This is a genomic window from Amycolatopsis sp. NPDC049868 (assembly GCF_044461365.1).
In the GTDB taxonomy this organism is placed as follows: domain Bacteria; phylum Actinomycetota; class Actinomycetes; order Mycobacteriales; family Pseudonocardiaceae; genus Amycolatopsis.
On record NZ_JBITKV010000006.1, the window covers coordinates 186,876 to 207,913 of the forward strand.

General features: G+C 68.2%; 20 protein-coding genes. 15 read left to right on the forward strand and 5 right to left on the reverse strand.

Annotated elements, in window-relative coordinates; translation table 11 throughout:
* Positions 1-10 precede the first annotated feature (10 nt).
* Positions 11-1,483 carry an SDR family oxidoreductase gene (locus ACIBTM_RS25270; RefSeq protein ID WP_395879585.1) on the forward strand — a complete coding sequence of 491 codons (1,473 nt, stop codon included), beginning with the start codon at positions 11-13 and terminating at the stop codon, positions 1,481-1,483.
* Positions 1,484-1,491: 8 nt separating this feature from the next.
* Here the strand turns inward: ACIBTM_RS25270 and ACIBTM_RS25275 are convergent, their stop codons facing one another.
* Positions 1,492-2,511, reverse strand: a complete 1,020-nt coding sequence (locus ACIBTM_RS25275; protein WP_395879937.1) for a LacI family DNA-binding transcriptional regulator — start codon at positions 2,509-2,511, stop codon at positions 1,492-1,494.
* 89 nt (positions 2,512-2,600) lie between these two features.
* Here ACIBTM_RS25275 and ACIBTM_RS25280 point away from each other — a divergent pair, with 89 nt between their 5' ends.
* The 8 genes from ACIBTM_RS25280 (at position 2,601) to ACIBTM_RS25315 (ending at position 12,419) form a co-directional block, all read left to right on the forward strand.
* Entirely contained in the window at positions 2,601-3,530 is a 930-nt protein-coding gene (locus tag ACIBTM_RS25280; RefSeq protein ID WP_395879586.1) for a carbohydrate ABC transporter permease, read from the forward strand.
* Entirely contained in the window at positions 3,530-4,393 is an 864-nt protein-coding gene (locus ACIBTM_RS25285; RefSeq protein ID WP_395879587.1) for a carbohydrate ABC transporter permease, read from the forward strand. Before ACIBTM_RS25280 ends, ACIBTM_RS25285 begins: the two co-directional genes overlap by 1 nt.
* A gap of 23 nt (positions 4,394-4,416) precedes the next feature.
* Entirely contained in the window at positions 4,417-5,745 is a 1,329-nt protein-coding gene (locus ACIBTM_RS25290; protein WP_395879588.1) for an ABC transporter substrate-binding protein, read from the forward strand.
* Positions 5,746-5,748: 3 nt separating this feature from the next.
* Positions 5,749-7,293 (forward strand): alpha-N-arabinofuranosidase, encoded by a 1,545-nt coding sequence (locus tag ACIBTM_RS25295; protein ID WP_395879589.1) that lies wholly within the window; start codon positions 5,749-5,751, stop codon positions 7,291-7,293.
* Positions 7,286-9,049, forward strand: coding sequence for a beta-galactosidase family protein (locus tag ACIBTM_RS25300; protein WP_395879590.1), 1,764 nt, complete (start codon positions 7,286-7,288; stop codon positions 9,047-9,049). The genes ACIBTM_RS25295 and ACIBTM_RS25300 overlap by 8 nt, the downstream gene beginning before the upstream one ends.
* 120 nt (positions 9,050-9,169) lie before the next feature.
* Positions 9,170-9,847, forward strand: coding sequence for a response regulator transcription factor (locus ACIBTM_RS25305; protein ID WP_395879591.1), 678 nt, complete (start codon positions 9,170-9,172; stop codon positions 9,845-9,847).
* Positions 9,840-11,234, forward strand: a complete 1,395-nt coding sequence (locus ACIBTM_RS25310; RefSeq protein ID WP_395879592.1) for a sensor histidine kinase — start codon at positions 9,840-9,842, stop codon at positions 11,232-11,234. Before ACIBTM_RS25305 ends, ACIBTM_RS25310 begins: the two co-directional genes overlap by 8 nt.
* A 57-nt stretch (positions 11,235-11,291) precedes the next feature.
* The gene (locus ACIBTM_RS25315; RefSeq protein ID WP_395879593.1) at positions 11,292-12,419 is read left to right on the forward strand and encodes an acyltransferase family protein; all 1,128 of its coding nucleotides are present in this window, start codon (positions 11,292-11,294) and stop codon (positions 12,417-12,419) included.
* Positions 12,420-12,428: 9 nt separating this feature from the next.
* Here the strand turns inward: ACIBTM_RS25315 and ACIBTM_RS25320 are convergent, their stop codons facing one another.
* Positions 12,429-13,877, reverse strand: coding sequence for a DHA2 family efflux MFS transporter permease subunit (locus tag ACIBTM_RS25320; protein WP_395879594.1), 1,449 nt, complete (start codon positions 13,875-13,877; stop codon positions 12,429-12,431).
* A gap of 299 nt (positions 13,878-14,176) precedes the next feature.
* Between ACIBTM_RS25320 and ACIBTM_RS25325 the strand changes: the two genes are divergently transcribed.
* Complete coding sequence (locus ACIBTM_RS25325) at positions 14,177-14,950, forward strand: maleylpyruvate isomerase N-terminal domain-containing protein (protein WP_395879938.1); 774 nt, start codon at positions 14,177-14,179, stop codon at positions 14,948-14,950.
* Between the two features lie 8 nt (positions 14,951-14,958).
* Here the strand turns inward: ACIBTM_RS25325 and ACIBTM_RS25330 are convergent, their stop codons facing one another.
* On the reverse strand, positions 14,959-15,348 hold the full coding sequence (locus tag ACIBTM_RS25330) for a winged helix-turn-helix transcriptional regulator (RefSeq protein ID WP_395879595.1): 390 nt from the start codon (positions 15,346-15,348) through the stop codon (positions 14,959-14,961).
* Positions 15,349-15,446: 98 nt separating this feature from the next.
* Here ACIBTM_RS25330 and ACIBTM_RS25335 point away from each other — a divergent pair, with 98 nt between their 5' ends.
* Positions 15,447-15,854 carry a RidA family protein gene (locus ACIBTM_RS25335; RefSeq protein WP_395879596.1) on the forward strand — a complete coding sequence of 136 codons (408 nt, stop codon included), beginning with the start codon at positions 15,447-15,449 and terminating at the stop codon, positions 15,852-15,854.
* A 3-nt stretch (positions 15,855-15,857) separates the two neighbouring features.
* On the opposite strand, the gene ACIBTM_RS25340 is transcribed toward ACIBTM_RS25335, so the two are convergent.
* A complete protein-coding gene (locus ACIBTM_RS25340; protein ID WP_395879597.1) occupies positions 15,858-16,337 on the reverse strand; it encodes a cupin domain-containing protein in 480 nt (159 codons plus the stop codon).
* A gap of 213 nt (positions 16,338-16,550) precedes the next feature.
* Positions 16,551-16,982, reverse strand: a complete 432-nt coding sequence (locus tag ACIBTM_RS25345; protein WP_395879598.1) for a VOC family protein — start codon at positions 16,980-16,982, stop codon at positions 16,551-16,553.
* A gap of 102 nt (positions 16,983-17,084) precedes the next feature.
* On the opposite strand from ACIBTM_RS25345, the gene ACIBTM_RS25350 reads away from it, so the two are divergent.
* The 4 genes from ACIBTM_RS25350 to ACIBTM_RS25365 all read left to right on the forward strand — a co-directional run bounded on the left by ACIBTM_RS25350 (position 17,085) and on the right by ACIBTM_RS25365 (position 21,012).
* Positions 17,085-17,744, forward strand: a complete 660-nt coding sequence (locus tag ACIBTM_RS25350) for a GntR family transcriptional regulator (protein ID WP_395879599.1) — start codon at positions 17,085-17,087, stop codon at positions 17,742-17,744.
* 166 nt (positions 17,745-17,910) lie between these two features.
* On the forward strand, positions 17,911-19,224 hold the full coding sequence (locus ACIBTM_RS25355) for an ABC transporter substrate-binding protein (protein ID WP_395879601.1): 1,314 nt from the start codon (positions 17,911-17,913) through the stop codon (positions 19,222-19,224).
* Entirely contained in the window at positions 19,224-20,180 is a 957-nt protein-coding gene (locus ACIBTM_RS25360; RefSeq protein ID WP_395879603.1) for a carbohydrate ABC transporter permease, read from the forward strand. The genes ACIBTM_RS25355 and ACIBTM_RS25360 overlap by 1 nt, the downstream gene beginning before the upstream one ends.
* Positions 20,173-21,012, forward strand: a complete 840-nt coding sequence (locus ACIBTM_RS25365) for a carbohydrate ABC transporter permease (protein ID WP_395879604.1) — start codon at positions 20,173-20,175, stop codon at positions 21,010-21,012. The genes ACIBTM_RS25360 and ACIBTM_RS25365 overlap by 8 nt, the downstream gene beginning before the upstream one ends.
* Positions 21,013-21,038 lie beyond the last annotated feature (26 nt).

Here is a 21,038-nt window from a genome sequence, read left to right on the forward strand (position 1 = left end):
ACTCGGGAGTATGCGATGTGTGGTGCTCGGGGCGACGGGTTACGTCGGCGGGCGGCTGGTGCCGCGACTGCTCGAAGCGGGTCATGAGGTCCGCGTGGTGGCCCGTTCTCCGGAGAAGGTCGCCGAGGAGCCGTGGCGTGACCGTGTCGAGGTCGAACGTGGAGACGTCACCGATCCGTCCTCGATCGCGACGGCGCTGACCGGCTGCGAGATCGTCTACTACCTCGTGCATTCGTTGTCGCGCAGGGACTTCGTCGACGTCGACCGGGAGGGGGCGAAGACGGTCGCCGAGGCGGCGAAGGCGGCGGGCGCGCGGCGGCTGGTGTACCTGGGCGGCATCGTGCCGGACGACGAGGAATTGTCGCCGCACCTGGCCTCGCGCGCCGAAGTGGGCCGGGTCCTGCTGGAGTCCGGGGTGCCCGCGATCGTCCTGCAGGCCGCGGTGATCATCGGCTCCGGCTCGGCGAGTTTCGAGATGCTGCGTTACCTGACGGAGCGGCTCCCGGCGATGGTCACGCCGCGCTGGGTGCGCAACCGCATCCAGCCGATCGCGATCCGGGACGTGCTGCACTACCTCGTGCACGCCGCGGAACTGCCGTCCGAAGTGAACGGTGCCTTCGACATCGGCGGGCCCGACGTACTGACGTATTTGGACATGATGCGCCGGTACGCCGTCGTGGCGGGCTTGCCGAGGCGTGCCGTCGTACCGGTACCGGTGCTGACTCCGTGGCTGTCCGCGCAGTGGGTCAACCTGGTCACGCCCGTACCGAAAGCGATCGCGGTGCCGCTGATCGAATCGCTGGTGCACGAAGTCGTCTGTCACGACCACGCGATCGCCGAGCACATCCCCGACCCGGAGGCGGGGCTGACCCACTATGAGCGCGCCGTCGAACTGGCGCTGTCCCGGATCCGCAACGCCGACGTGCCGACCCGCTGGTCGGACGCGTCGGGCGACGCGGCGCCCTCGGATCCGCTGCCGAGCGATCCGGACTGGGCAGGCGGGACCGTGTACGAGGACGAACGCGAGCAGCGGACGGACGCCTCGCCGGAGGCGCTGTGGGACGTCATCGAGTCCATCGGAGGGGAACACGGGTGGTACTCGTTCCCGCTGGCCTGGTCGGTCCGCGGCTGGGCCGACCGGCTCGTCGGCGGTGTCGGGTTGCGGCGCGGCAGGCGGGATCCGCGACGGCTGCATCTCGGCGAGGCGCTGGACTGGTGGCGCGTCGAATACCTCGACCGGCCGAGGCTGCTGCGGTTGCGGGCGGAGATGAAGCTGCCGGGACGCGCCTGGCTCGAACTCGGCGTCGAGTCCGATGAGGACGGTGGGACGATCTACCGGCAGCGCGCGGTGTTCGAGCCGCACGGGCTCGCCGGGCACGCGTACTGGAAGGGGATCGCGCCGTTCCACGGTGTGGTCTTCGGCGGCATGGTCCGCAACATCACCGGTGCGGCGCAGAAAGCGGCCGGTGTATCCGGGAGCTGACGGGGACTTCAGCTCCGTCCGTGAGCCGGTGGCGCGGTGCTGGAGCGGACGACGAGTTCGGTCGGGACGCTGATCGCCTCCGCCGCCACCTCTTCGGACATCCCGGCCAGAAGCGCCGCGACGGCGCGCTTCCCGACCTCGCCGAACGACTGCCGGACCGTGGTGAGCGGCGGCCAGAAGTGGGCGGCCTCGTCCATGTCGTCGAAGCCGACGACGCTCACATCGCCCGGAACGGACCGGCCCTTCTCGTGGAGCGCTCGCAGCAGTCCGAGCGCCATCTGGTCGTTGGCGGCGAAGACGGCGGTGACCGCGGGATCGCCCGCCAGCCGGACGCCGTGTTCGTACCCGGATCGCGACGACCAGTCGCCGGTGAGCGGTGGCGGTACCTTCCGTCCCGCGTCTTCGAGCGTCTCCTGCCACGATCTCCGGCGGCGTTCGGCCGCGTAGGACTCGGGCGGTCCGGCCACGTGCCAGACGGTCTCGTGGCCCAGGTCGAGGAGATGCCTGGTCGCGGCGGTGGCGCCGGAGGCCTGGTCGAAGTCGACCACCGGATGGTCGCGTCGCCCGCCCGCGTCGATGACGACGACCGGGAGCCCGTGGGGTAGTTCGATTTCGCTCTGGTCCAGTTCGTGTTGCTCGATCAGGATGATGACGCCGTCGACGGCCTGTTCGTCCAGCCTGCTGAAGGCCCCCGACACCTCGCCTTGGGACGGCCTGGTCACCGGCATGAGGACGATCGAGAACCCTTCGCGGGAGGCCGCGGACGCGACGGCGTCGAGGGTACGGCTGTTGCCGAACGTCGAGAGCGCGGAGATGATCACGCCGATACTGCGGAAGCGGCCGTTGCGCAGCGCGCGGGCGGCGCTGTTGGGCCGGTAGCCCACCCGGCGCATCGCGGCGAGCACGCGTTCGCGCGTCGCCTCGTCGACGTTCGACCTGCCGTTCGCGACCCGCGAGACGGTCTGGCCGGACACGCCGGCTTCCCTGGCGACGTCGGCCATCGACGGCCCGCGGCCGCTCCTGGACATGTTCACGTCAACACGATAGCCTCCGCCGGTCTGATGTTGACGTAAACATCTCGCGAGCCGCGCCTTCGCTCGGAGAATCCGGAGGGACGATGACGTCCACAGCGGTCGCGCCCACGCCGGCGCCACCCCGCCGTGCGGCCACCGCGCGCCGCGCCCGCCGCGACTGGCGAGGCTGGCTTTTCGTCGCCCCGTTCATGCTGGTGTTCGCGCTGACATTCCTGGCTCCGATCGGCTACGCGTTCGTCCTGAGCCTGTTCCGTGAACAGGCTTTCTTCGGGGGCACCATGTTCGTCGGGGTGGACAACTACGCGCAGGTGCTCGCCGACCCGAAGTTCTGGGACTCCTTCCAGCGGGTGCTGGTGTTCCTCGCCGTGCAGGTGCCGGTCATGCTGGTGCTCGCGCTGATCGCGGCGCTGGCGATCGACAGCGCCCGGCTGCACGCCGCCGGTCTCTTCCGGATCGTGATCTTCCTGCCCTACGCCGTTCCCGCCGTGGTCGCCGCGCTGATGTGGGGATTCCTCTACGGCGACCACTTCGGACTGGCCGCCGACCTGAACCACCTGCTCGGCCGCGACGTGGTGAAACCGTTGTCGGACAACTGGATGCTCGCTTCCATCGGCAACGTCGTCACCTGGGAGTTCGCCGGGTACAACATGCTCATCTTCTATTCCGCGCTGAAGGTGATCCCCAAGGAGCAGCTCGAGGCCGCGGCGATCGACGGCGCCGGGGCCGTCCGCACCATCCTGAACGTGAAGCTGCCCGCGTTACGCGGGGCGATCGTCATCGCCACGATCTTCTCGATCATCGGCAGCTTCCAGCTGTTCAACGAGCCGAACATCATGCGCACGTTGGCGCCCAACGTGATCGGCACCTTCTACACGCCGAACATGTACGCCTACAACCTTTCCTTCGGCGCGCAGCAGTACAACTACTCCGCCACCGTGGCCATCGTGATGGGCGTCATCACCGCGATCATCGCCTACGCCGTGCAGCTGCGCGGCTCCCGGAAGGGGATGTGATGGCGACGTTCTCGGTGACGCGGCCACGGAAGTCGCGAGTCCTCACCGCCGTCATGGCGCTGTACCTGATCTACACGCTCGTGCCGCTGGTATGGCTGGTGATCAACGCGAGCAAGACGCAGCCCGCCCTGTTCACCACGTCGGGCCTGGCGTTCGGCGGGCCGTTCGCGTTGTTCGACAACATCGGCGAGACCTTCACCTACGACAACGGGATCTTCCTGCGGTGGCTGGGGAACACGCTGCTCTACGTCGTGGCGGGCGCCGGGGGAGCGACCGTTCTCGCCACCGCGGCGGGATACGGCCTGGCGAAGTACCGCTTTCCCGGCCGTCGTGCGGTGTTCGCGGTCGTGCTCGGCGCGGTCGCGGTCCCCGGCACGGCGCTCGCGGTGCCGACCTTCCTGATGTTCAGCGAACTCGGCCTCACCAACACCCCGCTGGCGATCATCATCCCGTCGCTCATCAGCCCGTTCGGCCTGTACCTGATCTGGGTGTACGCCTCCGACGCGATCCCTGACGAGCTGCTCGAGGCGGCACGGATCGACGGCGCGGGAGAGATCCGGATCTTCCTCACCGTGACGCTGCGCCAGCTGGCGCCTGGGATCGTCACGGTGGCCTTGTTCACCGTGGTGTCCACTTGGAACAACTACTTCCTGCCGCTGATCATGCTCAGCGAGCCGAAGTGGTATCCGCTCACCGTCGGGCTCAACCAGTGGAGCGCGCAGGCCTCCGGGGCCGGTGCCCAGCCGGTCTACCACCTGGTGCTGACCGGCTCGCTGCTCACCATCGTCCCGCTCGTCATCGCCTTCCTGCTCATGCAGCGCTACTGGCAGTCCGGCCTGAGCGCGGGCAGCGTCAAGCAATGAACACCGTCCCGAAAGGACATTCGATGTCGCGAATCCACAGACGCGTCAAGGCCGCCGTCGCCGTCGCACTGGCGGCGGCACTGGCCGTCGGCTGTTCGTCCGGCGCGGACGGCCCGGCCGCCGGGTCACAGGACTCGGTCGACGCCGCGCTCAAAGCGGGCGGCACGATCACCTACTGGAGCTGGACGCCGTCCGCGAAGGACCAGGTCGCCGCGTTCGAGAAGGAGTTCCCGAACGTCAAGGTCAACTACGTCAACGCCGGCACCAACAAGGAGCAGTACACCAAGCTGCAGAACGCCATCAAGGCAGGCTCCGGGGCGCCGGACGTCGCGCAGATCGAGTACTACGCCCTGCCGCAGTTCGCGCTGACCGAGTCGCTGGCCAATCTCGATCAGTACGGCTTCGGCGCCTTCGAAAAGGACTACGCGCCCTCGACCTGGTCCAGTGTCCGGGTGAATAACGGCCTATACGGCCTCCCGCAGGACTCCGGCCCGATGGCGCTGTTCTACAACAAAGAAGTCTTCGACGCCTACGGCATCGCCGTGCCGAAGACCTGGGACGAATACGTCGCCGCGGCCAAGAAGCTGCACGCGGCCGACCCCGGCAAGTTCCTCACCTCCGACACCGGTGACCCCGGCTTCGCCACCAGCATGATCTGGCAGGCGGGCGGGAAACCGTTCACCTCCGACGGGCGGAACGTCAAGGTCGACCTGGCCGACGCGGGGACCAAGAAGTGGACGGCCACCTGGAACCGGCTGGTCGAAGGCAAGCTCCTCGCCCCGATCAAGGAGTGGTCCGACGAGTGGTTCCGCGCGCTCGGTGACGGCACCATCGCCTCGCTGGTCACCGGTGCCTGGATGCCGGGCAACTTCAAATCCTCGGTCCCCGGGGGCGCGGGCAAATGGGCGGTGGCGCCGATGCCGACCTACGACGGGCAGCCGGTCACCGCGGAGAACGGCGGCAGTACGCAGTCGGTGCTGAAGCAGAGCGGCAACCCGGCGCTGGCGGCGGCGTTCGTCCGCTGGCTCAACCACGGCAACGGGGTCAAGCCGTTCATCGCCAGCGGTGGTTTCCCGGCGACGACGGCCGACCTGAACTCGCCCGCCTTCCTCGACCAGGCCGATCCCTACTTCGGCGGCCAGAAGATCAACCAGGTGCTCAACGACGCCTCGAAGAACGTCGCGAAGGGCTGGACCTACCTGCCGTATCAGACCTACGCCAACAGCGTCTTCAGCGACACCGTCGGGAAGGCCTACCTCGGCGGCACCTCGCTCGACGCCGGACTGAACGCCTGGCAACAGGCGATCGTGGACTACGGCAACCAGCAGGGCTTCACCGTCAGCGCGGGGTGAGGCGTGGGTATCGAGATCGAAACCGACGTCTCCGACGTGATCGGACCGGTGCCGCGGCGGCTGTTCGGCTCGTTCGTCGAGCATATGGGCCGGTCCGTCCACACCGGGATCTTCGAACCGGGACACTCCACTTCGGACGGTCAGGGCTTCCGTGGCGACGTCCTCGGGCTGGTCCGCGAGCTGGGTCCGTCCGTCGTCCGCTATCCCGGCGGGAACTTCGTTTCCGCGTACCGCTGGGAGGACGGCGTCGGGCCGGTGGAAAGCCGCCCCGTCCGGCTGGATCCCGCGTGGCACAGCATCGAGTCGAACCGCTTCGGGCTGCACGAGTTCGCGGCGTGGGCGGAGGCCGCGGAAGTCGAGGTGATGTACGCGGTCAACCTCGGCACCCGAGGTGTCCAGGAGGCCGCCGACATCCTCGAATACTGCAACCACCCCGGCGGAACGGAACTGAGCGAGCGGCGGCGCGCGAACGGCGCCGACCGCCCGTTCGGCTTCCGCCTGTGGTGCCTCGGCAACGAGATGGACGGACCGTGGCAGGTCGGCCACAAGACCGCGGAGGAATACGGCCGCCTGGCCGCCGAGACCGCGCGTCTCATGCGGATGATCGACCCCGGCGTCGAACTCGTGGTCGCGGGGAGTTCGAACAGTGAGATGCCGACGTTCGGCGAATGGGAGCGCACCGTCCTGGAGCACACCGCCGGGCTCGTCGACCACCTCTCACTGCACGCCTATTACCAGGAACACGATGGCGACGTCGCGAGTTACCTCGCCAGCGCCGCCGCCCTGGACGGCTACATCCGGACCGCCGGCGGGATCATCGACGACGTCCTGGCGACGGCCGGGTCGGACAAGAAGATCGGCATCAGCGTCGACGAGTGGAACGTCTGGGACCAGCGACACTGGAACGAAATCGAGCAGCACGAACTGATCGACGCTGGCTGGCGTGAACATCCCAGGATCATCGAGGACGACTACACCGTCACCGACGCGGTCGTCGTCGGCTCCCTGCTCGGCTCCCTGCTGCGCAACGTCGACCGCGTCACGATGGCCAACCAGGCGCAGCTGGTGAACGTCATCGCGCCGATCCGGACCGAACCCGGTGGCCGGGCGTGGCGGCAGTCGACGTTCCACCCGTTCAGTCTCACCTCCGCGCTCGCCGCGGGGAACAGCCTCCGGCTCACCGTCACGGGTGACACCGTCCATACCGGGCTTCTCGGCCGCGTGGACGTCGTCGACGCGGCGGCGACCATCGACGAAGACGGCCGCTGTGCCGTGTTCCTGACCAATCGTGCCGTCGCGTCCGCGACCGGCGTGCGGTTGCGGATCCGCGGCGCGCGGCTGGCGCTCGCGGAGACCTGGACCGTCGCGGTCCCGGACGGGCACGACCGCCATCTCACGAATTCCGCCGGCGCGGAGCCGGTCCGGCCAGTCCCGTTGCCCGGCGCGACCGCCGGGCACGATCCGGAAGGAACCACCATCACCGTCACGCTCCCACCCCTTTCCTGGACCGCGCTCCGGCTGACCGCGGAGGAGGTCCGGGATGCCTGAGTTCGCCATCGGGGAGACCGACTTCCTGCTCGACGGGAAACCGTTCCAGATCATTTCCGGGGCGCTGCACTACTTCCGGGTGCATCCCGACCTCTGGGCCGATCGCATCGACAAGGCCCGCCGGATGGGTCTCAACACCATCGAGACCTATGTCGCCTGGAACGCGCACTCGCCGGAGCAGGGAGAGTTCGATGTCTCCGGCGGTCTCGACCTCGACCGGTTCCTCCGGCTGATCGCCGAGGCCGGGATGTACGCGATCGTCCGGCCGGGGCCGTACATCTGCGCGGAGTGGGACAACGGCGGCCTGCCGACCTGGCTGCTGCGGGACACCGAACTCCGTGTCCGTGAGTTCGAACCGCGCTACCTCGCCGCCGTCCGGGGCTATTTGGACGACGTGTACCGAGTGGTGGCGCCGCACCAGATCGACCGGGGCGGGCCGGTGCTGCTCGTGCAGGTGGAGAACGAATACGGCGCCTTCGGTTCCGACAAGCGGTACCTGGCCGCGCTGACCGACCACACCCGCGCCGCCGGGATCACCGTCCCGCTGACCACGGTGGACCAGCCGACCGGCGAGATGCTGGCGAACGGTGGTCTCGACGGGGTGCTTCACCGGACGGCGTCGTTCGGCTCGCAGAGCACGGCGCGGCTGAAGACCCTGCGGGAGCATCAGCCGACGGGGCCCTTGATGTGCAGTGAGTTCTGGAACGGCTGGTTCGACCATTGGGGCGCGCACCACCACACCACGTCGGTCGCGGACTCGGCCGCGGATCTCGACGCGCTGCTCGCGGCCGGTGCTTCGGTCAACCTGTACATGTTCCATGGCGGCACCAACTTCGGGCTCACCAACGGGGCCAACGACAAGGGCGTCTACCAGCCACTGGTCACCTCCTACGACTACGACGCCCCGCTCGACGAAGCGGGCGACCCGACGCCGAAATACCACGCCTTCCGCGAGGTGATCGCGCGCTATCACAAGGTTCCCGACAGCGTCCCGCCCGAGGCACGGCCTGCCCCGGCGGCGGTCGCACCGCTGGGCGACCCCACGTGGCTGCTCGACTCGCCACGCCGCTGGGGGACCGCGCAGGAGCACGAGAACCCGCCCACCTTCGACGAACTGACCCCGGCCCCGCGCCTGGCGTTCCTGCGGACGACCGTCGACGCCGGGGAGCCGGGTGTACTCACCATCGGCGAGGTGCGGGACCGGGCGACGGTGTTCTTCGACGGCGACCGTCTCGGCACCCTCCTGCGCGAGCACCACGATCGCGCGATCCGGTTGCCCCGGGCCCGAGGCGAGCTCCTGATCCTGGTGGAAGACCAGGGGAGGGTGAACTACGGGCAGCGGATCGGCGAGGCCAAGGGGATCATCGGCGGTGCGTGCCTGCACGGCGCACCCCTGACGGGCTGGGAGGTCATCCCCATCGACGTGCCCGCGCTGCCGGATCTCCTGCCCGAGGTCTCCGCGGGTGAGCGCCCGGCGGGGCCGTTGTCCGGGCCGGTGGCCGTGCGGGGCGGATTCGAGCTCGACGAGCCCGCCGACCTCTTCCTGGACACCGGGCACTGGGGCAAGGGATTGGTCTGGATCAACGGATTCCTGCTCGGCCGCTACTGGCGGCGTGGTCCGCAAAGGACGCTGTACGTGCCGCGGCCGGTGGTCCGGGCCGGGCGCAACGATCTCGTCGTGCTGGAGCTGGACACGATGCTCGAACCCGAGGCGAGGTTCGTGCCCCGGCCGCTGCTGGGGCATACGGAGGCTTGAGCCCCGCGAGGGGCCGCCCGCGATCGTGTCGCGAAAGCCACTTTCGGGACATCACACGTCGCGAAAGTGGCTTTCGCGACGCATGCCCAGTGTGGCCGGGCAGTATGGGATCGTGAGCGGATGAGGATCTTGCTCGTGGAGGACGAGCGACGCCTGGCCGAGTCGCTCCGGGCGGGATTGAGCGCCGAGGGCTATGCCGTGGACGTCGCGCACAACGGCCGCGACGCGCTTTGGTACGCCGCTGAACATCCGTACGCCGCGATGATCCTCGACATCATGCTGCCGGGGTTGAACGGGTACCGCGTCTGCCGGAGATTGCGCGAACGAGGCGACACCACCCCGATTCTCATGCTGACCGCGAAGGACGGCGAGGACGACGAGATCGAGGCACTGGACACCGGCGCCGACGACTTCCTCCCGAAGCCGTTCTCCTACGGCGTCCTGCTCTCCCGGCTGCGGGCGCTGATCCGGCGCGGGGGAGCGATCCGGCCGGGCACGCTGCGGCTCGGCGACCTCGAACTGGACCAGGCGAGTCACACCTGCCGTCGCGGCACCGCCGAGATCCCGTTGACCACCAAGGAGTTCGCCCTGCTGGCGTATCTGATGAAACGGCAGGGCGAGGTGGTCACCAAGGCGGAGCTGCTGGAGAACCTCTGGGATTTCGCGGCGTCGGCGACCGTGAACCTGGTGGAGGTCCACGTGAGCGCGTTGCGGCGGAAGATCGACCTGCCGTTCGGCGCGGAGACGATCCGGACGGTGCGCGGCGCCGGCTACCACGTCGTGGGCTCCGGTGCCTAAGGCGTGGAGGTCGACCCGCTTCCGGGTCGCGCTGACGTCGTTCGTGACGTCGTTGGTCGCGCTCGGCGTCGTGTCGGCCTGGCTGGTGATCGACGCACAGAACCGGCTGGGTGCGGGGGCGGTGCAGGTGGCGAGGGCACGCGCGGCGGCGATCGTGCAGTTGCTGAACAACGGTGCCGCACCGGCCGACCTGCTCCTGCTCGTCCGGGACTCGGCCTACGAGGTGGTCGACCAGTCGGGCAAGCGCGTCATCGGCTGCCCCGGTCTGCGGCACGGTCTGCTCGTCCAAGCGGACGACTACCAGCGCGGGGACTCCGTGTCGGTGCTCGAGGCGGGTGCCGTCGACGAGGCGATGGCGGGGTCGGTCGGCTGCCGGGGAGTGCTCGGCCGGGATGTCGAGACCACCGAAACCCGGGTGCACGTCGCGGCCGATACGAGCGGGGACAGCAAGTACCGGATCTACGGCGCCGCCGTCGTCGACGAGTCCGGACAGGCCGCGCTCGATTCGGTGCGGGTGACGCTGCTGGTGGGTGTCCCGGTGATCGCGCTGCTGATCGGGGCGATCGCGTGGTTCGCGGTCCGCCGGTCACTGCGCCCGGTCGAGGCGATCCGTTCCGAGGTGGCGGAGATCGGCGCGCACGACCTCTCCCGCCGGGTCCCGGCCCCGGACAGCGCCGACGAGATCGCGAAGCTCGCCGAAACGATGAACACGATGCTCGCGCGCCTGGACACCGCGGTCACCCGGCAGAGCCGGTTCACCTCGGACGCGTCCCACGAACTGCGCACTCCGCTGGCGTCCCTGCGGACTCAGTTGGAGGTGTTGCTCGCGCATCCGGACCGGCTGGACTGGCGCGACGCCTGCCGCAACGCGCTCCTCGACATCACCCGGCTGCAGGACCTCGTCGGCGACCTCGTCCTGCTCGGCAAGCTGGACAACGCCGAGCCGGAACGGTCCACCCCGGTGCGGCTGTCCGAAGTGGTCGAATCCTGTCTGTCCGGGCGGCAGGGCGTCCGCGCCGAGATCGAGGAGGATCCGACGGTCCTCGGCGACCGCGGCAGGCTGGAACGGCTGCTGCGGAACCTGGTGGACAACGCGCAACGCCATGCCCGTACCGGCGTCGAGGTGCGCACGTCCATTGTGGACGAATTCGCGGTGGTGACGGTGACCGACGACGGTCCCGGCATTCCCGCCGCGGACCGCGAGCGGGTGTTCGACCGCTTCGTGCGCCTGGACGACGGACGTGCACGTGACGAAGGTGGCGCGGGCCTCGGGCTGGCGATCGTGGCCGAGATCGCGCAGGCGCACGGCGGCACCGTCGAGGTCGCCGATCACGACGGCGGCGCCCGCCTCGTCGTCCGCCTGCCGTTGGCGGAAGCGCGAAGCTGAAGGCGTCTTCAGCTTCCTTAAGCTTCGGTTCAGCGTCCGAGCCCGAACCTTCGGGCCATGTTCGCTCCTTCGCTACGTTCGTGGTGGCGGCCTCTCGGCCACGCCGACTACCTGGCCTCGTCGTGGTTCCCCGGCCTCACCGGCGTACGCGCGCTCGCCGCCGTGGCCGTCGTGTTCTTCCACTACGGAGGTCCCGTCGTGGACCGCCTCCAGGGCTGGATCGCCGTGCAGTTGTTCTTCGTGCTGTCCGGATTCCTCATCACGACACTGGCCCTGCGCGAGGAAGACCGTGACGGCCGGATCTCGCTGCGCGGGTTCTACCTGCGCCGGGTCTTCCGGATCATGCCGGTGTACTTCCTGCTACTGGCGCTGACCACGGTCGCGGTGACACTCGGCGGCACGTATCAGAGCAGCAGGCTCGCCGACGCCATGCCGTACTACCTCGTCTTCGGCAACGAACTCGTCGACTTCAACACGCCTTATCCGACCTCGTGGTCGCTGGGGGTGGAGGAGAAGTTCTACCTGGTGTGGCCGGCGTTGCTGGTGCTGACGTCGTTCGCGCGAAGCGGGAAGACCGCGTTGCGGCTGCTGCTGGGCGCCTCGGCCGTTCTCGGTGTGGTGCTGTTCGCGCTGCCGCTGGCGCCGTCGCACACCTGGGCGAGCCTTTCGGTGCACTACTGCTCGCTGGTCGTCGGTTGTCTCCTGGCGATGACGCTCCACCATCCGCGCGGGTTCGCCGTGCTCCGGCTGCTGACCAGCCCGGCCGTCGCCACGGTGATCGGCTGCGGCTTCGTCGTGCTGCAGTTCTCCGTCGGACCGCTGGCGAAGGCGCTCGGCGGTCATTGGCAGTTCGTCGTCCCGGTCTACGCGGCGGGCTCGGCGCTACTGCTCGTGGCCGTCGTCTCGCCGGGCCCGGTGCGGAGACTGCTCTCGAGCAGGCCGATGACCTTCGTCGGAGATCGTTCGTACGCGCTCTACCTCGCCCAGACCGGCGCCGCCGGGGTCACGGGCTGGCTGCTGCCCAGCGGACTCGCCAAGGCCGCCGCGACCACGGGTGTCGCGTTGGTGTTCGCCTGTGCGCTGCGCCGCTGGGTCGAACAGCCTGCCATCGTCTACGGCCGGAAGGTGCTCCGACGACGCGCGCCCGCCGTACCTCCGGTGGAGGCCACGGCGGGCGCGCGGTGAAGCGGTGGATCAGTGGTGAGCGGCCACCGGGGTGGCTCCGGCGCTCTTCTTGACGAACAGCGAACCGACGAACGCGGCCAGCCCGATACAACCGGCGACCATGAACGTGGTGCGGATACCCGCCGAGTCGGGGCTGGTCGCCCCGGCCGTGGTCGTGCTCGCCGTGGCCACCGCGATGAACAGGGCGGTGCCGAGCGCGCCGGCGAGCTGCTGCAGCGTGGCGAGGATCGCGCTGCCGTGTGAATAGAGGTGCTCGGGCAGCGACCCGAGCGACTCGGTCATCAACGGTGTCATCATCAGGCCGAGCCCGCCCATCAGGAGGACGTGGATGGCGATGGCCGCGATCAGCGGTGATTCCGGGCCGAGCAGCGCGAACAGCCACAGGGAGACCGCCATCGCGGCCGCGCCGGGGATGACCAGGGGCCGGGGACCGAAGCGGTCGTACAACGCGCCGACCGGACGGCCGAGCAGCCCGAGGACCAGGCCGCCGGGAAGCACCGCGAGCCCGCTGACGAACGTGCTGGTGCGCAGGACGGTCTGCAGGTACAGCGGAAGCAGGATCGCCGCGGCGCCGAGCAGGCACATGAACAGCAGCGCGGTCAGCACCAGCGAGACGATGAAACTGCGATGGGTGAACGGGCGCAGGTCCAGCAGCGCGCGATCTTCCTTCTGCAGGCGCAACTGGCGCCAGGTGAACACCGCGAGTGCCACGGCACCGACGACGATCGGCACCCACGGCGGCACCGGCTGATGCCCGCCCGCGGATTCGCCGGACACGGACAGGCCGTACAGCACGCCACCGAAACCGACGGCGGACAAGATCACCGACAGCACGTCCAGCGGAACCTTGCGGGTGTCGCTCTCCAGCCTCAGCTGCAGCATGCCGACCACCAGGGCGGCGACCGCGAGCGGCAGCACGATCCAGAACATCCAGCGCCAGCCGAGCGAGGAGAGCACGGCACCGCCGATGGTCGGGCCGATCGCCGGGGCGACCGCGATGACGATGGTGATCGTGCCCATCGTGGCGCCGCGTTTCTCGACCGGGACCAGGCGCATCACCGTGGTCATCAGCAGCGGCAGCATCACCGCCGTACCGCAGGCCTGGATGACCCGGCCGGTCAGCAGGAGGGCGAAGCCCGGGGCGAGCGCGCTGACCAGGGTGCCGGTGCTGAACAGGGTCAGCGAGGCGAGGAAGACCTGGCGCGGGGTGAACCGTTCGAGCAGGAACCCGGTGGTCGGGATGACGACCGCCATGGTCAGCAGGAAGCCGCTGGTCAGCCACTGGACGGTGGTGGTCGGGACCTTCAGGTCGACGGTCAGGTCACGCAGCGCGACGCTCAGGATGGTCTCGTTGAGGATCATCACGAACGCGGACAGGACCAGGACCCCGATCAGGAGCCCGGCTTTGGCCGGTGCCCGTTCCTGGTCGTGGGTGGTTTCGGGCAGGGTCTCGGTCATCAGTGAAGGGCTCCTGGAAGGGCGCGGGTCCGCGTGGGCCGCCTTCGACGACGGCAACGGTGACAGCGAAGGCGAGGGTGAATTCGTCCTTCAGTCTGCCTGTGCCGGTCGGTGCCTGTCACGTGAATTTCCGTAGTGAGTACGGTCACTGTCCTTTCGAGAGGCTTCGGACCGCACGTGAGCGGAACGGATTTCCCGCGGTGGCACGATAAAATCGGCTCGTGACCAGAGCTATCACGGCGGATCGGTGGCATTCGGTGCGGCGAGCCTATCGGGTGACGGGCGCGCGATTCGCGGAAATGGTGGGCCGCGTCCCGGATCCAGCCGCGATGGTCACCGCGGAGTGGACGGTGGCCGAAACGGTCGCCCACGTCGCGATGATCGCGAAGATGTACACGTCGCTGGTGCGCCCGGACAGCGCCCCGGTGCTCGACGCCCGCGGGCAGAGCCAGGTCGAAAAGACCACTGTGGACACGGTTTCCGTGTTGAACGGCTTGGTGCTGCGGGACTTCCCCGAACGCGACCTCGGCGTGCTGGTGGCGGGATTGCTCGCGGACATCGAAGAAGTACTGCGCGTGACCGAGGACGCCGACCCGGCGATGCCGCTGGACTGGCTCGGGGACTCGAAAGTGCCGCTCGCCGGTGTGCTCGCACATCTGGTCAACGAACTGCATATCCACGGCTGGGACATCGCCAGGGCACTGAAACTGCTGTGGACGATCCCGCCCGGTGACGCGGCGCTGTTCTTCGATCTCTTCCTGGTCGGTGTGCTGAGCCATGACGTCGGGCATCTCCTGGACACCGACGAGCCGCCGCGAGAGCGACGGATCGCGGTGGCGTTCCGGTCGGCGTACACGTCCCCGGTGGTGCTGGTGCTGCATCGGGGACGAGTGACCGTCGAGGAGCCCGGAGGCCGGGTCGACGCGCGGATCTCGTTCGATCCGCCGTCGCTGAACCTGATGCTGTTCCACCGGGTCGGCAAGGTGCGTTCCGCGCTGACGGGCAAGATCGTTGTCAGTGGCCCGCGACCGTGGCTGCTGCCCGGCTTTCTGCGCGTCGTGCGTTTGCCCTGATGCGGCTGTCAACGGTTGACGGGCGCGTCGAACCGGCGGCGTGAGTTCTCGATGTGGCCGAGGAACCGGTGGGTCCAGTCGCACATCCCGTCGACCGTCGCGCGCAGGCCGTGGCCCGCCTCGGTGAGGGTGTAGTCGACACGCGGCGGCACCGTCGGATGCACCGTCCGCTCGATCAGGCCGTTGCGCTCCAGCATGCGCAGGTTCTGGGTGAGCATCTTGTGGCTGATGCCCTCGATGTCGTCGCGGAGCTCGGTGAACCGCCGCGTGCGGTCGCCGACCGTTTCGATGATCAGGAGTGCCCACTTGTTGGCGACATCGGAGAAGATCTCCCGCGCCAGTGAGTCCGCCCGCAGGAGATCGGCGTCGTCCGAACCGTTGAGCTGCTTGGTCACCATCAGGTTCCCCAGTCACGAAAAAGTGCGTTCTTCCAGGTCGTCGCACACTCTCCTACAGTTCCTGGGTAACCACAAGTGACCACTGACGAGGAGTACGGATGAGCATCACCCTGGTGAATCCCGCGGGACTGCCGGAGATCCCCGCCTACCGGCAGGTGTCGATCGCGACCGGGTCGAAGCTGGTCTTCATCGCGGGGCAGGTCTCCTGGGACGCCGACGGCGCTGTTGTCGGCGAAGGTGATCTTGCCGCCCAGGTCGAGCAGTGCTACCTGAACATCGGCACCGCGCTCGCCGCGGCCGGCGCCACCTTCGACGACGTCGCGAAGATGACCGTCTACGTCGTCGACTGGACGCCGGACAAGCTCACACTGTTCCTTGAAGGCGTGGACCGGGCCGCCGCGAAGCTGGGCGGCGCCCCGGTCCCGCCGGGAACGTTGATCGGTGTCGCGGCACTCGATGTGCCCGAACATCTCGTCGAGGTCGAGGCGACCGCCGTCATCGACTGACGCTCACTGGCCGCGCGCGGCGCGCCAGATCGGGCTGTCGACGTAGTGGTTGTCGTACTGCTTCGAGGACGCGGCGATCTCCGAGGGGTCCGCTTCGCCGCGTGCGACCCGGTCGAGGAGCCGGTAGTAGTCGAAGCGGGCCATGCCCGGTGTAAAGGTGACCAGGACGTCCGCGTCCGACCCGGCGGCGGGCCCGAACGCGTGCGGCACCTTTGGCGGCACGGCGAGGAAGTCGCCCTTCTCCAGGGTGTGCAGCGTTTCGTCGACGAGGACCTGAAGCTTTCCTTCGAGTACGAAGAAGAACTCGGTCGCGCGGGTGTGGAAGTGGGCCGGGGTGCCGAAGACGCCGTCCTTCAGTGTCGCGCGGTTCGCGGTGAAGCCCCCGTCGGTGGTGTCCGAGTCGGCCAGCAGCGTGATCTCGCTGCCCGGCGCGTCGCTGACGATCTCGGCGTCGGCGGCCCGGAGGAGGATGGGGTCGAACATGGTGGCGTCTCCTTGATTCTTCGTGTTCAGCAGGCTCGCTGACAGGACCAGCTTCTCCCGGGGCGAGAGGTTGATCAACGCGGAACGCCGCACCGATCGATAATGTAGAGGTTATCAATGCGGAGCTTTTGGCGGACGCCAAGTACATGAAGGCCTCCTTCACTGCGCTAGGCGCAAGGAAGGGGGCCTTCATGTACTTAGCGCGCCCATCGGTCAGGCGGCGAAGACCTGCGAGTCGTCGGCGAAGGCCTTGAACTCCAGCGCGTTGCCCGCCGGGTCCAGCAGGAACATCGTCCACTGTTCACCGGTCTGGCCTTCGAAGCGGACGTAGGGCTCGATGACGAACGCGGTGCCCGCGGCACGCAGCCGGTCCGCGAGCTTCTGGAATTCCGGAACGGCGAGGATCAGGCCGAAGTGGGGGACGGGCACGTCGTGACCGTCGACGGGGTTGTGGATCCGCTGCGGCCGCTCCGGGGCGAGGTGCGTGACGAACTGGTGGCCGTGGAGGTTCCAGTCGATCCAGGTGTCGGAGCTGCGGCCCTGTTCGAGGCCGAGGACTTCGCCGTAGAAAGTGCGCGCGGCGGCGAGGTCGTCGACGGGCATGGCGAGGTGGAAGCGCGGGATGGGGGAGTCGAGGACGGTCATACCGAGGAGGTCCTTTCCGGCGGGACGAGCACTTGTCGCAATGTTAACATTAGGACAAAGTGTGTGGTCGCTACGATCGGGCGTCCCGGCGGAAGGATGAGGATGAGCGAACCCGGCAGGGTGGTGCCGGCGCGTCGTCGCGGACTGGCGGACGAGGTCGCCGACAGGGTCAGGGACGCCATCTTCGGCGGCGCCTATCCGCCCGGCGCGCAGTTGCGCGAGGTCGAGCTTTCGGCGGCGCTCGGCGTCAGCCGCGGTCCGGTGCGCGAGGCACTGCTTAAACTGGAGCGCGAGGGCTTGGTCCGCAGCGAATGGCATCGCGGCGCGATCGTCACGACACTGTCCGAAGTGGACGTCGCGGAACTCGACAGCCTGCGCTCGGCGCTGGAACAGCTGGCCGTCCGGCTCGTGGTCGCGAACGCACCGGAGGCGGACCTGGCCGCGATCGACGAGGTCGTCGACCGGATGGACCGGGCGCGCGACGAGCACGAGATGGTCCGCTGCGACATCGACTTCCACGACGCGGTCTATGCCGCGTCCGGGCATCGGCGGCTCGTCGAGGCATGGCAGGCGATCCGGTCCCAGGTCTACCTGTTCCTGCTGACCCGGATCGGCGTGAACTCCGACGGCTACCTCGCGAGCATTCCGGCCGAGCATCGTCGGCTGGCGTCCGCGCTTCGCGCCCGTGACGCCGAGAAGGCGCTCGAACTGTTCGCCGTCCATCGCGGCGAGGCCTTCGCTGTGCTGACGGGGAGAAGATGATCACTGGGTGGAACCCCCTGGTGAACGATACGGTGCCGAGGCGGACGAAATGGCGTTCAAGGTCTTGACGGCACGGTGGGCCACGGCTTAACTCAAGCCCTGAAATAAGACGTGTCCCGGGTCACAGGTCCGGACACGGCTTGGCCACTCACCCCGAGGACCATCGATGCGAATCGGAAAGATCGCTCCCGCGCTCGTCCTGGCGCTGGCGGCCGCCGCCACGACGGCGTGCGGCGGCGGCGACACGTCGTCCAGCGCTCCCAAGGAGCTCGTGTACTGGGCGTCCAACCAGGGCACCAGTCTCGACAACGACAAGGCCGTCCTGCAGCCCGAACTGGACAAGTTCGAGAAGGCCTCCGGGATCAAGGTCAAGCTCGAGGTCGTCCCGTGGACGGATCTGCTCAACCGGATCCTCGCGGCCACCACCTCCGGCAAGGGGCCGGACGTGCTCAATATCGGCAACACCTGGTCGGCCTCGTTGCAGGCGACCGGAGCGTTCCTGCCGTTCGACGACGCCGCGCTGGAGAAGATCGGCGGGAAGTCGCGGTTCCTCGGCCCGTCGCTGGCGGCCACCGGGGCGACCGGACAGCCGCCGGTCGGCGTACCGCTCTACGGCCAGGCGTACGGCCTGTACTACAACAAGAAGCTCTTCACCGAAGCCGGCATCACCAAGCCGCCCGCCACCTGGGAGGAGCTCGTCGAGGACGGCAAGAAGCTCACCAAGCCCGACAAGGGCCAGTGGGGGCTCTCGCTCCAAGCGGGCCAGGTCACGGAGAACAGTCACCACGCCGCGATCCTCGGCGCTCAGCACGGGGCGCAGTTCTTCACCTCCGAGGGCAAACCGCAGCTCGCGTCGGATCCGTCGGTCGCGGCCGTGCAGCAGTTCGTCGACCTGATGCAGAAGGACAAGATCGTCAACCCGGCCAACGCCGAGTACGCCGACACCGCCAAATCCCTCAAGGATCTGTCCGACGGCAAGGCCGCGATGTTCATGAACCAGGCTTCCGCGGGGTCGTTCAAGAACATCGGGATGGACATGGCGAACCTCGGCGTCGCGCCGATCCCGTTGCCCGCCACCGCGCCGCCGAACGGCCGGAAGGTGACCAGCTTCGTCGCGGGTATCAACATGTCGGTCTTCAAGAACACCAAGAACCCCGACGCCGCACTGGACTTCGTGAAGTTCATGGTCTCGGCGCCGGAGCAGGCACTGCTCAACAAGACCTACGGTTCGCTGCCGACCGTCCAGGACGCCTACAGCGACGCGGCCTTCCAGACCGAAGACGTCAAGGTGTTCCAGAACGTGCTCGCGAATTCGGCCGAGCCGATGCCGCAGGTTCCGCAGGAATCGCAGTTCGAGACCCTGATCGGCACCGCGATGAAGGGGATGTTCGCCGACGTCGCGGCCGGCAAGCCGGTCGACGGGGCCAAGATCCGCGACCAGCTGAACCAGGCGGACCAGCAGATCGCGGCCGGTGGTTGATGCCGACCGCGCTCGACGACGCCCCGGCCGTGAAGGCGGCCGGGGCGCCCAGGCCGCGGCGTGCCCGGCGTAACCGGCGCCGGGTCGCGCTGCCGTATCTGCTCCTGCTGCCCGCGATCCTGCTGGAACTGCTCGTCCACCTGATCCCGATGGTCGCCGGGCTGGTGATGAGCTTCTTCAAGCTCACGCAGTTCTACATCCGGGACTTCTCGTCCGCCCCGGCGGCCGGGCTGGACAACTACAAGTTCGTCCTGGACTTCGACGCCGCGGCGGGGAAGTCGCTGCTCGGCTCGTTCTGGATCACCGTCCTGTACACCGTCGCGTCGGTCGGGTTCTGCTGGCTCTTCGGAACGTCGGCCGCCGTGCTGATGCAGAAGAACTTCCGGGGACGCGGCCTGCTCCGGACATTGTTCCTGGTGCCCTACGCGCTGCCGATGTACGCCGCGGTGATCACCTGGTCGTTCATGTTCCAAAAGGACACCGGCCTGGTGAACGACCTGCTGGGCACGGATTCCTTCTGGCTCATCGGGGACAACAGTTTCTGGTCGCTGCTGGTCGTCTCGGTGTGGCGCAACTGGCCGTTCGCGTTCCTGATCGTGATGGCCGGGCTGCAGAACATCCCCGGCGAACTGTACGAAGCGGCCGCCATCGACGGCGCGGGCTGGTGGCGCCAGTTCCAGGCGATCACCCAGCCGATGCTGCGCCCGGTCAACCAGGTCCTGCTGCTGGTGCTGTTCTTGTGGACGTTCAACGACTTCAACACGCCGTATGTCCTTTTCGGAGCGTCCGCGCCCAAGGAGGCGTCGCTGATTTCGATCCACATTTACCAGAGCTCCTTCGTGACCTGGAACTTCGGCCTCGGCTCGGCGATGTCGGTGCTGTTGCTGCTGTTCCTCCTGATCGTCAGCACCGTCTACTTGGGACTGACCGCGCGCAGGAGGAACGCCGTTGTCTGAGCCTCGCTGGGTCCCGTGGGCCCGCCGATTCGTCCTCGGCTTCCTCGCCCTGTTCACCCTGGTGCCGCTGTACGCGATGGTTTCCTCGTCGCTGAAGCCGCTCGGAGATGTGCAGGGCACCTGGGAATGGATCCCGACGACGCTGACCATCCAGCCGTTCTTCGACATCTGGGAGACCATCCCGCTCGCCGACTACTTCGTGAACAGCCTGATCATCTCCGGCTCGGCGGCGATCCTCTCGGTGGTGATCGCGATCTTCGCGGCGTACGCCCTGAGCAGGTTCCGGTTCCGTGGCAAGAACTTCTTCAAGATGACCGTGCTGTCCACGCAGATGTTCCCCGGCATCCTGTTCCTGCTGCCGCTGTTCCTCATCTTCGTCAACATCGGCAACACCACCGGAATCGTGCTGTACGGCTCCCGGCTCGGGCTGATCATCACGTACCTGACCTTCTCGCTGCCGTTCGCCATCTGGATGCTCGCCGGCTACATCGACTCGATCCCCAAGGAACTCGACGAGGCCGCGATGGTCGACGGCACCGGGCCGTTCGGCGCGCTGATCCGGGTGGTGGTGCCGGCGGCCATGCCGGGCATCGTCGCGGTGGGGATCTACTCGTTCATGACGGCCTGGGGCGAGGTCCTGTTCGCGTCGGTGATGACCGACTCGGGCACGCGGACCCTCGCCGTCGGCCTCCAGGAGTACTCCACCCAGGTCCAGGTGTACTGGAACCAGGTCATGGCCGCGTCATTGATCGTCTCCGTCCCGGTCGTCGCCGGATTCCTGCTGCTCCAGCGTTATCTCGTCGCCGGGCTCACCGCCGGTGCCGTGAAATGACCAGCCCGTCGCTCCGTACAGAGAGG